General features: G+C 69.4%; 13 protein-coding genes. 4 read left to right on the top strand and 9 right to left on the bottom strand.

Going from position 1 to position 14,149, the window contains the following annotated elements; translation table 11 throughout:
• Positions 1-11: 11 nt before the first annotated feature.
• Genes BSE24067_RS17090 through BSE24067_RS17060 form a run of 7 tightly spaced genes read right to left on the bottom strand, consistent with a single transcriptional unit; the run spans position 12 to position 7,307 of the window.
• Positions 12-1,076, bottom strand: a complete 1,065-nt coding sequence (locus tag BSE24067_RS17090; protein WP_151065198.1) for a 2-aminoethylphosphonate aminotransferase — start codon at positions 1,074-1,076, stop codon at positions 12-14.
• On the bottom strand, positions 1,076-2,263 hold the full coding sequence (aepY, locus tag BSE24067_RS17085) for a phosphonopyruvate decarboxylase (protein WP_151065197.1): 1,188 nt from the start codon (positions 2,261-2,263) through the stop codon (positions 1,076-1,078). Before aepY ends, BSE24067_RS17090 begins: the two co-directional genes overlap by 1 nt.
• Positions 2,260-3,945: a phosphoenolpyruvate mutase gene (gene aepX, locus BSE24067_RS17080; RefSeq protein WP_151065196.1), complete on the bottom strand. Its 1,686-nt coding sequence runs from the start codon at positions 3,943-3,945 to the stop codon at positions 2,260-2,262. Before aepX ends, aepY begins: the two co-directional genes overlap by 4 nt.
• Positions 3,942-4,709: a phosphocholine cytidylyltransferase family protein gene (locus tag BSE24067_RS17075; protein WP_151065195.1), complete on the bottom strand. Its 768-nt coding sequence runs from the start codon at positions 4,707-4,709 to the stop codon at positions 3,942-3,944. Before BSE24067_RS17075 ends, aepX begins: the two co-directional genes overlap by 4 nt.
• A gap of 35 nt (positions 4,710-4,744) precedes the next feature.
• The gene (locus BSE24067_RS17070; RefSeq protein ID WP_151065194.1) at positions 4,745-5,746 is read right to left on the bottom strand and encodes an HpnL family protein; all 1,002 of its coding nucleotides are present in this window, start codon (positions 5,744-5,746) and stop codon (positions 4,745-4,747) included.
• Positions 5,743-6,552 (bottom strand): HalD/BesD family halogenase, encoded by an 810-nt coding sequence (locus tag BSE24067_RS17065; protein ID WP_151065193.1) that lies wholly within the window; start codon positions 6,550-6,552, stop codon positions 5,743-5,745. The genes BSE24067_RS17070 and BSE24067_RS17065 overlap by 4 nt, the downstream gene beginning before the upstream one ends.
• Positions 6,549-7,307, bottom strand: coding sequence for a CDP-alcohol phosphatidyltransferase family protein (locus BSE24067_RS17060; RefSeq protein WP_151065192.1), 759 nt, complete (start codon positions 7,305-7,307; stop codon positions 6,549-6,551). The genes BSE24067_RS17065 and BSE24067_RS17060 overlap by 4 nt, the downstream gene beginning before the upstream one ends.
• Before the next feature lie 631 nt (positions 7,308-7,938).
• Between BSE24067_RS17060 and BSE24067_RS17055 the strand changes: the two genes are divergently transcribed.
• Both BSE24067_RS17055 and BSE24067_RS17050 read left to right on the top strand, forming a co-directional pair.
• Positions 7,939-9,453: an acetyl-CoA hydrolase/transferase family protein gene (locus tag BSE24067_RS17055; RefSeq protein ID WP_151065191.1), complete on the top strand. Its 1,515-nt coding sequence runs from the start codon at positions 7,939-7,941 to the stop codon at positions 9,451-9,453.
• 242 nt (positions 9,454-9,695) lie between these two features.
• Positions 9,696-10,121, top strand: coding sequence for a helix-turn-helix domain-containing protein (locus BSE24067_RS17050; protein WP_151065190.1), 426 nt, complete (start codon positions 9,696-9,698; stop codon positions 10,119-10,121).
• Positions 10,122-10,185: 64 nt separating this feature from the next.
• Here BSE24067_RS17050 and BSE24067_RS17045 read toward each other — a convergent pair whose 3' ends face one another.
• Together BSE24067_RS17045 and BSE24067_RS17040 are read right to left on the bottom strand one after the other, a co-directional pair.
• Entirely contained in the window at positions 10,186-11,064 is an 879-nt protein-coding gene (locus BSE24067_RS17045; RefSeq protein WP_151065189.1) for a helix-hairpin-helix domain-containing protein, read from the bottom strand.
• Positions 11,065-11,253: 189 nt separating this feature from the next.
• On the bottom strand, positions 11,254-12,813 hold the full coding sequence (locus BSE24067_RS17040) for a sigma-70 family RNA polymerase sigma factor (protein ID WP_151065188.1): 1,560 nt from the start codon (positions 12,811-12,813) through the stop codon (positions 11,254-11,256).
• A 308-nt stretch (positions 12,814-13,121) separates the two neighbouring features.
• On the opposite strand from BSE24067_RS17040, the gene BSE24067_RS17035 reads away from it, so the two are divergent.
• Complete coding sequence (locus tag BSE24067_RS17035; RefSeq protein ID WP_151065187.1) at positions 13,122-13,556, top strand: hypothetical protein; 435 nt, start codon at positions 13,122-13,124, stop codon at positions 13,554-13,556.
• A gap of 33 nt (positions 13,557-13,589) precedes the next feature.
• Positions 13,590-14,149, top strand: a 560-nt coding sequence (locus BSE24067_RS17030; RefSeq protein WP_174904802.1) for an SH3 domain-containing protein, incomplete at its 3' end; no start/stop codon positions are given.

Here is a 14,149-nt window from a genome sequence, read left to right as displayed (position 1 = left end):
GGGCTCGACGCTTACTGCGTCAACGCCGTGAACCCGTCGAGCAACCGCTCGACGTCGGCCGCTTGAATCGCGCCCATCGTCGAAATCCGGAACAGTTCCTTCGACAACCCGCCTTGCCCTGCGTAGATCACGAAGCCGCGCGCCTTCAGCCCGTCGTGCAGCGTTTCGTACGTGACACCCTGCGGCAGCCGATACGCGCGCAGCACGACCGACGACGCCCCCTCCGGCAGCACCAGCGGCATCCCGCGCGCGGCGAGCCCGGCCTGCGCCTGATCGGCGAGCGCCTTGTAATGCGCATGGCGCGCACGCCAGCCGCCGGCCTCGTCGAACTCGCGCAGCGCCTCGACGAGCGCGTAATACGCGTGCACGGACGGCGTGAACGGCGTATTGCGCTGATCCCGCAGCTTCGCGAGCCGCCCGAGATCGAGGTAGTAAGTCCGGCTCGCGGCCTTCGCGAGCGCGCTGCGGCGCACGATCACGAACGCCGCGCCCGGCACGCCGTGCAGGCACTTGTTCGCGGTCGCGGCGACCGCGTCGATCACGCCGCCGGCGAAGTCGATCGCCTCCGCGCCGAAACTGCTGACGCCGTCGACGAGCATCTTCACGCCGCGCGCGCGGCATACGTCGGCGATCGCACCGAGATCGTTCAGCCGGCCGGTCGTCGTCTCGTGATGAATCACCGCGACGTGCGAATACCCGCCCGCGTCGAGCCGCGCGGCGATCTGCGCGAGGTCGGGCGCCTGCATCCACTCGTGCTTCAGCACGTCATGCGCGATCCGGTACTGCGTGGCGATCTGCGTGATCCGCTCGCCGTACACGCCGTTCTCGATCACGAGCAGCTTGCCGTCTTGCGGCACGAGCGCCGCGATCATGCTTTCGACGGCGGCCGTGCCCGAGCCCGTCATCAGCACGGCGGCCCATTCGGCCGGATCGAGTTCGTACGCGGCGACGAGGCGCGCACGCGCTTCATCCTGCAAGTCGAAGAATTCGCTTTCGCGATGGCACAGATCGGGTTGCAGCAGGCTGCGGCGCACGCGTTCGGAGAGCGTGACCGGGCCGGGGTTCAGCAGCAGCATCAATGGGCTCCTTCAACGTGGGCTTCGGTCTGCGCGGCGCCGATATGCCGCATCAGGCGGGTCTTGACCTCGACCGGCGTGACGGTCGGGCGGGGCAGGCCGTCGGGCACGCCCGTGCGGATCGCAAGCCGCACGAAGCGCGCGCCGTCCGCCGGATGCGCGGCGTCGAGCGCCGCATCGAGCACGTCGAGCGTGTCGCCTTCGACGGCCGACGCATAGCCGCACGCGGCCGCGACGCCCGCGAACGACACGTGCTGCGACACGGTCGCCTGGCCGCCCGTCGATTCGTGCGCACCGTTGTCGAGCAGTACGTGCGTGAGGTTCGACGGGCCGTACGTGCCCAGCGTCGCGAACACGCCCATGCGCATCAGCGCGGCGCCGTCGCCGTCGACGGCCACCACGCGCAGGTCGGGGCGCGCGAGCGCGAGACCGAGCGCGAGCGGCGTCACGCAGCCCATCGAGCCGACCATGTACAGCTGGTTCGGCCGATCGTCGATCGCATAGAGTTCGCGGCCGCAGAAGCCGGTCGATGCGAGCACGACGGTCGAATCGACCGGCGTGTGCGCGATCACGCGCTGCAGCGCATCGTGGCGGGTCGGCCATGCGGCCGGCGACGCCGCGCGTGGCGCCGACTGCGCGGCGACGTGCGCACGCGGCGGCGCCGCCGGGTTCGCCTTCAGTTCATACGGCGCGACGCTGCCTTTCTGCATCACGAGCGCGTACGGGCGGCCGGTGGCGTCCATGTGCGCGATCGCGCGGTCGAGCGCCGGGCCGACCTGTTCGGCGTCGGTCGGGAACGTCTCCCACGGAATCTCCATCGTGTCGAGCATCGCCGGCGTGATCGGCCCCATCAGCGCGTGCTGCGGCTCGTCGGGCACGCCCGGCTGCCCGCGCCACGTGACGATCAGCAGCTGCGGCAGCCGGAACGTCCACGTGAGCGACGTGAGCGGGCTCACCGCGTTGCCGAGCCCCGAGTTCTGCATCATCGCGATCCCGCGCTTGCCGCCGAGCGTCGCGCCCGCGATCAGCGCGACCGCGTCGCCTTCGTTCGCGGCGGACAGGTAATGCAGCGTCGGATCCTGCAGCACGTAGTTGATGAACGGCGTCAGGTACGAGCACGGCACGCCCGCGTACCAGTCGAAGCCGCGTTCGCGCGCGGCCTCGACGAACTGGGCCGCCTCGATCATTGCGCGCTCCCGTTGCCGGCGCCCGGCTCGGACAGCGGCGTCTGGCCGTGCGCGAAGTCGCCCGCGCGGCGGAAGTCCTCGAGATCGTTGACGCCGCGCCAGTGGCCGTGCACGTACTGCACCTCGATCTTCTCGCCGGCGGCGATCAGTTCGTTCAGCAGCGACGGAATGTCGAGCGTGTCGAAATCAGGACGCGCCTGCAGCGTTGCAAGCATCGCCTTCAGGCGGTCGACACCTGCGCCGCGCACGTTCAGCAGGCCGATCCAGCGGCCGTGCGGCGTGCCGGCGGCAACGTCGCTCGACACGCGTTGCAGGTACGTCTTCTGGCCGAACAGGCCGCGGTCGTCCGCGGCCGAACAGAGCGCGAAGTCGCGCACGCTCTGGTTGGTCTCCGTGAGCGACGAATCCACCACGACGCTGAACTCGGCCTCGCTCTCCGCGAGGTCGCGCAGGATGTAGCTGCGGAACAGCAGGTCGCCGTACGAGATCACGGTGTCGCCGGTCAGGCGGTCGGCCGCGCATGCGAGCGACGCGAGCTCGCCCGTCTGCGCATGGCGCTCGTTGACGACGAGCTTGATGCCCGACGTGTCGATCGCGTCGGCGCGATAGCCGCCGACCACGGTGATGTCGTTCACGCCATGCTTCTTGAAGCCGTCGACGAGCCAGCGCAACAGCGGCTTGCCGGCGACCGGCAGCATGACCTTGGGTTTATCTTCGGTGACGGCTTCGAGCCCCTTGCCGCGGCTCGCGGCGAGCACCACCGCCGCGTTCGACGCGCGCGACGACGACGACAGGTAGATACGCTCGGCCGCCGAGTATTCGTCGGCATCCTGCAGGCGGAAGATCTCGTTGACCGATGCGACGCGGTCCTCGACGTTGATCAGCGTCTCGTTCTCGTGAATCTCGCGCGCGACGGCCTGCATCGCCGACGCGGACGCGCGGATCAGGTGGTTCGCCCAGATCACGGTGCTGATGCCGGCCTGGCGGAACACGTCGGTCGGCGTGCTGTAGTACTTGGTCGGCACGATCACGAGCGGCGCCTTGCCGCTCCATTCGCGCGCGAACTGCAGGATTTCGTCCGGGCGCGACAGCTTGCTGTGGATCAGGATCGCATCGGCGCCGGCTTCCGCGTACGCGTTCGCGCGGCGCAGCGCCTCGTCCATCCCCCAGCCCGCGATCAGCGCCTCGACGCGCGCGACGATCGAGAAGTCGGGATCGCTCTGCGAATCCTTGCCGGCCTTGATCTTGCCGCAGAACTCGTCGATTTCGGCGAGCGGCTGGCGTTCGCCGTCGATGAAGCTGTTGGTCTTCGGGAACTGCTTGTCCTCGATGCACACGCCGGCGATGCCGCGCTGCTCGAGCTTCTTCACGAGGCGGCGCACGTTGTTGAAGTTGCCGTAGCCGGTGTCGCCGTCGAGCAGGATCGGCAGGTCGCTCGCATCGGCCATGAATTCGAGCACGTCGACGACCTGCGTCCAGCTCGCTTCGTTGTTGTCGCGCACGCCGAACTGCGCGGAGATCGCGAGGCCCGATGCCCAGATGCCCTTGAAGCCGGCTTCGCGAACGATGCGCGCGGACAGCCCGTTGTGCGCTTCCATCAGGAATTCGAGCTCGCTGCTGACGAGCATGCGGCGCAGGCGTGCGCTGCGCGATTCGGAGAAGTTGGGTTCGCGTGCGTTCATCGTGCGGCTCCTGCGGTAGTGCGTTGAATCAGGGGGAGAATGTCTTGCGTCGCGCGTGCGACGTCGTTCGGGAAGTCGATCTCGATCCACGGCGAACCGGTGACGTCGGCGACGTCGAACGCATGGCCGCCTTCGAGCAGCAAATCGCGCACGGCTTCCTCGTGCGGCATGTTCGCGCGGCCGCTGTCGACGTAGCTGGCGACGATCGCCGCGAGGCGGCGCGCGGTGCCTTCGGTGAAGCGGAAGAAGCCGACGGATTCGCCGATCGTGTCGTAGTCGAGGTCGACCGCGAGCTGCTTGCGCAGCTCGACCGGCACGCCGTTCTTCAGGCACAGCTTGACGGGCTCGTCGCCGGCCTCGAAGTCGCGGTCGATCAGCAGGCGGTCGACGGCCTTGTCGGCATCGGCGATCAGCGCGTGCAGGATGTTCTCGTCGTACAGCACGTCCGCATCCATCAGCAGTACGTCGCCGCCGCGCGTCATCGCATCGGCGACGGTGTGCACGGTCAGCACGCTGCCGAGGTCGTAGCGGTCGTTGATCACGATCTCGGCGGTGCGGCCGAGGCGCTTCAGCTCCTGCTCGACCTTCTCGTGCTGGAAGCCGAGCCCGAGCACGATTTCATCGACGCCCGCGGCGTCGAGCACACGCAGATGGCGCTCGAGCAGCGACACGTCGTCGAAGCGCAGCAGGCACTTCGGAAACTGCGCCTCGGGCGGTTGTTGCAGGCGCAAGCCGAGGCCTGCCGCAAGAATGATGGCTCGCATGGGTTCTCCAACCAAAAAGCCGGCGATCTGAACGATCAGTCGGCGAGCGGCTGCGGCGCGTGGCGCCGCTGCCAGTTTCTTTCACTGAAATGCAGATAGAGCAGGCCCGGCAGGCCGAGCGCGAGTTCGCGCGCGCGCTTCGCGAGCGACAGCGCGAGCGCCGCGTCGGGCGGCAGGCCGACCAGCGGCGCGAGCAGCAGATAACCGCCTTCCTGTGCGCCGAGCGAGCCCGGGATCGCGAACGCCGCACCGCGGATCGCCTGGCCGACGCTCTCGAGCAGCAGCGCGTCGAGCCAGCTGACCGGGTGCCCGAGAAAGTGCAGCGCGAGCCACACTTCGGCGGTGCCGACGATCCAGCCGGCGAGGCTCAACGCGAAGGTCTTCGCGACCTTCGCGCGATCGCGGTACAGCGCGCCGACCGCGTTGTCGATCGCATCCGCACGGGTCGCGAGCGACGACCAGTCGCGCGGCCCGAGCAGCTTCGACGCGAGGCGCATCCCGCGGCCGAACAGCCCGCGCCGCTGCGCCGTGTAGAACGCGACGGCGAGAGCGCCGAGCACGCCGGTGGCGATCAGCGCCGGCGTGCGCAGGTGAGCGACCGATTCGTGCGTCGCATAGACGCTGAACGTGGCGATGCCGATCAGCGCGAACGCCATCTGCGCGAGCGCCTGCATCGTCGTGCTGACCGTGACGACGGCGGCCGCGTCGGCCATCCGCGTGCCGCGCTGCGCGAGGTGGCGCACCATCAGCACCGGGCCGCCGATCTGTCCGGCGGGCAGCAGGCTGTTCACCGATTCGCCGACCCAGCGCGCGCGCAGCGCATTGCCGAGATCGGCGCCCGGCTGGCCACGGCCGAACATCACGGAAATCGCGAAAGCATCGATCACGAGCGGCACGACGTGGAACGCCGCGACGAGCGCGAGGCCCCAGCCGGCCGCGAGGAACGTCGACGCGACCGCGCCGACGCCCTGCCACGCGAGCAGTGCGACGAACAGTGCCGTACCGAGGGACAGCAGGATCAGGCCGGCGCGTGTCATGACCCGCTCGGCCGGCGCGTGGCCAGCTGCTTGAATACCTGCCGGAAACCGAAATACGCGATCGCGTCCTTCATGTTCGAGATGAAGCGCTTCCACGGCCGCATGCCGGGGTTGGTCACGTATTCGAACGTCAGCGACACGCGCGTCTCGTTCTGGCCGAGCGGCGTGATCCGGTGGCGCAGCTTGTCGCCGTCGAACAGCACGATGCCGCCGTCGGCGATCTGCACGGAGCCCGGCTCGTCGGGCACGTCAGGATTGCGCGTATGCAGTTCGTAGTCGAGCCGGCACGACGATTCGTCGATCACGCCGATCAGCAGCGTGTAGCGGCGGCCGTCGTAGTACGACGTGTCGTAGTGCCAGCCGATGTGGTCGCCGGGCTTCGTGTAGTAGTAGAGCGCGTACGCGTGAGGATCGTCGTCCGGCGACAGCATCAGCTTGTCGCCGGTGATCTTCTCGAGGAAGCCGATCAGCGCCTTCGACCGGTACAGCTCGGCGATGTACGGCGCGTGCTCGTCGATCGCATGACGGCTCACGCTGCCGCCCTGCTTGTGGCCGGGCAGGTAATTGCGGTTCAGGCGCGGCTGCAGCGCGCGGGCCGCCGCCGCGAGCTTCGCGTGCGCGTCGGCCGGCAGGAACGCGTCGAGATACAGGAACGAGCCCTGGCGCGTGTAGTCGCCGCGCAGGCGGTCGACGTCGAGACGGCCGACACAGTCGGCCACGGTGCGATCGGGATCGGCCGCTGCCGCGCGCGCAGGCGCGGGGCGTGCCGGGCTCAGCACGGAGTCGTCGCGCGTGCTAGAAGTCATTTCGAAGCCTGGATTTCAGTGGAACTTTGAGCGCCCCCAGACCTGTCGCTATGCGACAGGCCCCCCGAAGGGGACGAGAAAACTTGGGACGGCCCGGCGTTTGCTCGCGGGGCGCTGCCGCGGCGCACGATGCGCCACCAGTCGATCACGACCCATGCGGCGAACAGCGGGGCGCCGATCGACGCCGCGAGCAGGAACGGCTGGACGCCGTCGACGAGCGTCACGATCGGCAGCAGGTAAAGCACGTCTTCGGTCTCGAAGCCGCCGGCGAACGCCTGCTTGGTGCCGGCCTTGCCGGCGATCGATTCGATCCGCATGCGCAGGAAGAAGATCAGCGCGACGGCGGCACCGGCCACCGCGCCGAGCAGCACCGGCGATACGGCCATCTGCCCGCCCTGCGCGACGATGCCGACGCCCATGCTGACGAACAGCGCGACCGTCACGAGCGCATCGGCCGCGAGGTCGTAAAAGTGACCGATCTTGCTGGTCTTGCCGCTGATCCGCGCGAGTTCGCCGTCGGTGTGGTCGACGAAGTTCGACAGCACGATCAGGAATGCACCGGCGTTGCTCCAGCCGAAGCCGCCTTGCGCAAGGCACCAGGCGCCGGCGAGTCCGATCAGCAGACGGACGGTGGTGAGGTGATTCGGGGTGACGGGCGTGTCGATCAGCGGTCGAACGAGCGAGCGCGCGAGCCGCGCATCCCAGGTGCGTGGCAACGGCGGTTCGGAACGTGTGGCGGTTTTTCTTTGGTCCATCGGCGAAATATATACGGAATTGTAATTTGTTGCTTTTTATTCGATCAATGTCCTGACATGCGGGAGTGTTACCGCGTAATACGGGCATCGGCCGGTCGCAAACCGGACGCGCGAAACGGCGCTCGCGCGCGGGCCGTGCGTGGTTCAGTGTGGCTCGCGTGACACGGCTGTCAAGGGCGGCGGTCGATTCGCGCGTGCGCGCGGCTTGACGTGGATCAGGCCCGAAAAAGCGCGGCCGGATGACAATCGGCTGCGGCAATTCCGGGCGACCCGACGCATGCCGATTGTTCGACGATCCGTAGTGAATGCGGAACGAACGGCGCCGGCCGATTGGCGTTCAGCCGGTTCAGCCGCTCGTCGAATGGACCGCGGCAGACCTTCGGTTCGCTTTCACGCGGCTTTCGCGTGCATTCGAGCCATCGCCGTGCCTGTCACAGAACGGCCGTTCGATACCCGTTGCAACCTGCAAGTATCTTTTGCAACCGGCAGACATTTCGCCGCGATTGCCTCTGCGATACTCCGACCGTGCCTGTGGTGCCGGGCCGCCCGTTGCGGCCCCAAGGGCTTCGCGTCGCTCAGGAGACACCCCCCGCGACGTCAACGACACACCAAAAGCGTCAGATAACCTGCCATGTCTTCTTCACGCATCCTTGCTCCCGCGCTGCGTTCACTCGTCCGCACCGCCGACGAAGCCGCCGCGCTGATCCGTCCCGGCATGACCGTCGCGATGAGCGGCTTCACCGGCTCCGGCTATCCGAAGGCCGTGCCGGCAGCGCTCGCCGCCCACATCGAAGCGGCCCACGCGCGCGGCGAGGACTTCCGGATCAACGTGCTGACCGGTGCGTCCACCGCGCCCGAGCTCGACGGCGCGCTCGCCCGCACCGACGGCATCTCGATGCGCCTGCCGTACCAGTCCGACCCGACGCTGCGCGACAAGATCAATAGCGGCGAGGTCGACTACCAGGACGTCCACCTGAGCCACGTCGCGCAATACGCGTGGTTCGGGCTGTACGGCGAGCTGGACGTCGCGATCGTCGAAGTCGCGGGCATCCGCGACGACGGTCTGCTGATTCCGTCCGCGTCGATCGGCAACAACAAGACGTGGCTCGAGCGGGCGAAGCACGTGATCCTCGAGGTGAACGCACGCCAGCCGCTCGGCCTCGACGGAATGCACGACATCTATTACGGCACCGCGTTGCCGCCGCATCGCAAGCCGATTCCGCTGACGAAAAGCGACGACCGGATCGGCGAGCCGTACCTGCGCTGCCCGGCGGACAAGATCGTCGCGATCGTCGAGACCGACGCGCCGGACCGCAGCAACGCGTTCTCCGCGCCGGACGCGACGTCGAAGCAGATCGCGCTGCAGCTGATCGACTTCCTGCGCCACGAAGTGAAGCGCGGCCGCCTGCCGGACAATCTGCTGCCGCTGCAGTCGGGCGTCGGCAACATCACGAACGCGGTGCTCGCGGAGCTGAGCTCGGCCGGCTTCTCGAACCTGACCGCGTACACCGAGGTGATCCAGGACGGCATGCTCGACCTGCTCGACGACGGCACGCTGAGCTTCGCGTCGGCGACCGCGCTGTCGCTGAGCCCGGCCGCCGTCCAGCGTTTCGCCGACGAGATCGCGACGTTCCGCGAAAAAATCCTGCTGCGCCCGCAGGAGATCAGCAACCATCCGGAACTCGTGCGCCGCCTCGGCTGCATCGCGATGAACGGGATGATCGAGGCCGACATCTACGGCAACGTGAATTCGACGCACGTGATGGGCACGAAGATCCAGAACGGCATCGGCGGCTCCGGCGACTTCGCGCGCAACGGTTATCTGTCGTGCTTCATGTCGGCCAGCACCGCGAAGGGCGGCGCGATCTCGCGGATCGTGCCGATGGCGAGCCACGTCGACCATACCGAGCACGACGTCGCGGTGGTCGTCACCGAACAGGGGCTCGCCGACCTGCGCGGCCTGTCGCCGAAGCAGCGCGCGCGCAAGATCATCGCGACCTGCGCGCATCCCGATTACCGGCCGATGCTCGACGACTACTTCGAGCGCGCGTCGCGCGAGAGCTTCGGCAAGCACACGCCGCACCTGCTCGCCGAGGCGCTGTCGTGGCACGAGCGCTATGTGCGCACGGGGACGATGAAGGTCTGAGCGGCCGCGCTGCGCGCGACGCGTTCGCGCCGCCGTTCCCGTCGTCGGCGCCGGGCGCGCGCCGATCACCGCAATGCGCAACAGGGAGTCGGCGGAGCGCATCGCGTGCCTTCGGCGCGAGCGGCCGCGGCGGCCGCGCACAGCGGAAGACGGGTCGGGGCGGGCAGCGGCATCACGGTCCAGGCTTGTGCGGAAAGAGTCGAACGGCTATCTTGCAACCTCAAGTTCACTTGAGATCAAGGATGAGCCGACTGGACATCGCCGACGTCGCGCGCCGCTCGGGATTGCCCGCGTCGACGCTGCGCTATTACGAAGAAAAGGGCTTGATCGTGCCGGCAGGCCGTCACGGGCTGCGCCGCCAGTACGACGAATCGGTGCTGGAGCGGCTTGCGCTGATCGCGCTCGGCCGCGAGGCCGGTTTTTCGCTGGACGACATCCTCGCGATGTTCGGCGCCGACGGCCGGCCCGCGATCGATCGCGCGAAGCTCGACGACAAGGCCGACGAGCTCGACCGCACGATCCGTCGCCTGGGCGCGGTGCGCGACGCACTGCGGCACGCGGCCGTGTGTCCGGCGCCGCGCCATCTCGAATGTCCGTCGTTCCAGAAGCTGCTCAGAATCGCCGCGCATCGCCATCCGCTGCGCCGCGCGAAGCCGGAAAGCGCTTAGGCCCGTCGCGGGCAACGGAGCGTCGAGCACGCGCCGCGGCGCGGCCGCCTGCGGCCCGCGCGCATCATCCCGCGTAATACACGCGGCATTCCATTTCACGTCCGCGCACGATGCGCTTGCCGACGAGCGAGCCGAGCGTGCCGGTGACGACCGTCCGCTGGTGCTCGCACTGCAACGCATCGTAGAAGTAGAGCGCGACCCAGTCCGCGGTGCGGCCGGACTCCTGCGCGCGCGCGGGAAACGGGCACAGCGCGGTGAAATGCCAGCCGCCCTTCGTCATGTGCATGACGGGCGGCGACACGCTGACGTCCGCGTTCAGCCGCCGCGACACGAGCATCGGCAGCGCGCCGGCCGCGGCCTTGTTGCGGTACAGGCGGTCGATGTACAGCAGCAGCTCGACCGGCGGCTCGGTGCCGAGATCGGCGTCGCGCGCGTGGCCTTGCCAGCGCCGGCGGCGCGCCAGCACGTCGTCGAGCGCCGCGCGGATCCCGGCTGCGCGCCGCGGGCCGACGCCGGCGATCGCTTCGAGCCGGCCGTTGCGGGCGGCGCGTTCGAGCTCCTCGAGCGTGTCGATATGCAATTCGTCGTGAATCCGCAGCGCGAGCGCGTGACCGATGCCCGGCACGGCTTCGAACGCGGACGCGCGTTCTGCATCGCCGCGCAGCCGGTCGAGCAGGCGCCAGCGCCCCGTCACCAGCAATTCGGCGATCGCTTGCGCGACGCCGGTGCCGATCTGCGGCAGCGCGCCGAGCGCGTCGACGCCACCCGCGTCGAACAGCGGACGGATGCCGCCGTCGATCGACTCGATCGTGTCGGCCGCTACGCGGTACGCGGCCGCCCGATAGGGATTCGCGCCCTGGTCGGCAAGCAGCTGCGCGGCTTCGCGCAGGCAGTCCGCGATCCGGCGGTTGTCCTCGTGCGTCTGGCTGAAGGTCGTCTGCATGGTGAGGGGCCGAGGAGGCGCAAACGGAATGGCCGCGGCGCGCGATGCGCCGCTTCACCTTTCATTTCAGCACATTGTCGCGGTAAGCGATGAGCAAAACTTGATGCGCGTCAATGGCAAACGTTGCACCTGGGGGAACCGGCCGCGCGCGTTCGTGCCCGCGATGGGGCACGAACGTGGCGGTGGGCGTCACGCGTCGAGGAACGACTGCGCGCCCTCGGCCTCGGCTACCGTGCGCAACGTCGCCAGCGCACGCTTCTCGATCTGCCGCACGCGCTCGCGCGACATTCCCGCGTCCTGCGCGATCGCATCGTAGGTGTCGGGCTCCGCGCCGCCGAGGCCGAACCGCCGGCGCAGCACGTTGGCTTCGGCCGGCGTGACCGTCCGCAGCAGCGACGACACGCATTCGCGCATCCGCGTGTCCGCGAGACGCTCGAACGGGCTGGCCGACGCCTGGTCCTCGATCAGGTCGACGAGGCCGGCATCCGCGTCGGGTAGCGGCGTGTCGAGCGACAGCGGTTCGGCCGGCAGCGCGAGCACCGCGCGCAGCTTGTCCTCGGCGAGGCCGGTTTCGGCCGCCAGCTCGGCCGGCGTCGCGCGGCGGCCGGTGCGCTGGCGGAACCGCAGCGCGTGCCGCTGTACGCGCTGGTACTGGTCGCCGACGTGCACCGGTACGCGGATCGTGCGCGAGCGGTCGGCCACCGCGCGCGCGACCGCCTGGCGGATCCACCAGGTCGCGTACGTCGAGAACTTGAAACCGCGCCGGTATTCGAATTTCTCGATCGCGCGCATCAGGCCGAGACAGCCGTCCTGCACGAGGTCGGGCAGGTCGACGCCGCGGTTCAGGTACTTGCGCGCGATCGACAGCACGAGCCGCAGGTTCGCTTCGAGCATCGCGCGCGTGCCGTCGCGCACCTTTTGCTGGCCGTCGCTCAACGCGGCGCCGAGCGCGCGGCGTGCGACCGAGTCGAAGCACGCGTCGTCGCCGCCGGTGACGGCAGCGGCGCCGACCGGTGCGGCCGCGAGCGCGCGCACGACGCGGCTCGCGTCGTCGACGGCCGATGCGACCCACGGGAGCGAGCCGAGCAGAGCGGCCAGCTGGTTGCGCGCGTCGCGGTATTCGTCCGAGCGGCAGCCGTGCGCGTGCAGCGCTCGGCGCACGGTCGCGACCGCGGCCTGCAGCGCATCGTCGCGCGCGGGGGACGGCAGCGTGTCGTCTTCTCCGCCGTCGACGGCGTCGCCTTCGTCGCCGCCCGCGCCGGATGCACCCGTGGCGCCGCGGCGTGCGAGCAGAGTGTCGACCGCGGCCGGATATCCGGCGAGCGCATGCAGGATCTGATGGCGGCCCGTTTCGATTTCGCGGGCGAGCACGATTTCGTCCTCGCGCTTGAGCAGCGGCACCGCATGGATGCGCCGCATGTAGAGCGCGAGCGGATCGGTCGATGCGCTCGTGCCGCGCGCGAGGTCGCCCAGGAGCGCGCGGCCTTCGTCGAGCGTGTCGCGATCGACGTCGACTGGCGCCGCACCCGCGAACGGCACCGGCTCGGGCGGCTCGTCGAGCACGGCGATGCCGATGTCCGCGAGCGCGGCGCGCACGACGTCCAGCGCGTCGGGGCCGTCGCTTTCCGGCGGCAGCGCGTCGACGAGATCGGCGTGCGTCAGATAACCCTGTTCGCCGGCGAGCGCCAGCAGCTGGATGATCGGATCGAGGGGCGTGTCCGCCCGAAGCGTGGGGCGTGGCGTAGTCATGTCGATGGCGGCGTGAGCCGCGTTCCTGTCTGGGCGGGCCGAAGCCCGCGGGTTTCAGGCCGCCGGGGGCCGCGAACACCCGTCCGCGCCGGTCAGCCTGACTCGATATTCAACGTGAGGGCGAATGCGCCAACTTCAACGCCGGCGCGGCAGACGCCGAAGCATGCCGCGTGCCTGCGCGGCCCCTGCGACGCCGCTGCCGCGCGGAAACAAAAAGTAACCGATCAAACCCGCGGAAATATGCAGTGGACGTAAGCTACAGTCAGGCGCGCGCCATGCGGTGCAGCGCATTCCTGCGGAGCTACGAGATGAATCCGATTTCCGCCGCGAGGCCTGCCGCCATCGTGCTGGCGACGCTGGCGCTGAGCGGCTGCTATTACACGGGCCCTTACGGCTATGTACCGTATTACGCGCCCGTGCCTGCCACGTTGTCGCAGCGCGAGATCCCGGCGGCGCCGGCCAGCGCGGCTTCGGCTGCGTCGGCACCGTCCGCCGCGGCTGCCCTGCCGCCGACCGCCGACGATTATGCGTATGCGCCGGCTGCCGTTTATGCCGCTCCCGTCTACGTGCCTTACCCGGCGTACTATCCCGCGTACTACCCGGCCTGGTACGGGCCGCCCGTCACGATCGGCCTCGGCTTCTGGGGGCATTGGGGCGGCGGATACCGCGGCGGGTACTGGCATCGTCCGTGGGGCGGCGGCCACTGGGGCGGGGGACACTGGGGCGGCGGCCATCGACACTGACGGACGCGCGGCGGCACCGCGCGGGAGAGCACCATGAGCAACACCATCATCCGAAGTCTGTGCGTCGTGCTGTTCGGCATGGCCGCCGTACCGGGCGTTGCCGACGCGCAGCGCAGCGCCTACACGAACTCGGGAGCCGAGCTCTATGCGGGGCCGGCACCCGACTATCCGGTCGTCGCGGAAATTCCGCCGGGCACCGCGCTCGACGTGTTCGGCTGCCTCAGCGACTACTCGTGGTGCGATGTCGCGCTGCCGGGCGTACGCGGCTGGATCGACGCGCAGCAGCTCGACTATCCGTATCAGGGGAGCTACGTGCCGCTGCTCGAGTACGGCGCGATCATCGGCGTGCCGGTGACCGGGTTCGCGATCGGCGCGTACTGGGACCGCTATTACCGCAACCGGCCGTGGTTTCACGATCGCGACCGCTGGGAGCGGCGCGCGGAGCCGCGCATCGGCCCCGGCGGCATGCCGCCCGCATACGGGCACCCGCAACCGGGCGGCCCGATACAGCGTGCGCCGGGCGGTGTGCCGCCTGCGCCGCCCGCGCAGCATGACCCGCGGCCGTCGGCCACGCGCGGCGGCTGGAGCGGCCC

This window comes from Burkholderia latens (assembly GCF_902499045.1).
Taxonomy (GTDB): Bacteria; Pseudomonadota; Gammaproteobacteria; order Burkholderiales; family Burkholderiaceae; genus Burkholderia; species Burkholderia latens.
The sequence above is the reverse complement of the archived record's forward strand: the minus strand, read 5'-3'. Positions and strand labels throughout refer to the sequence as shown.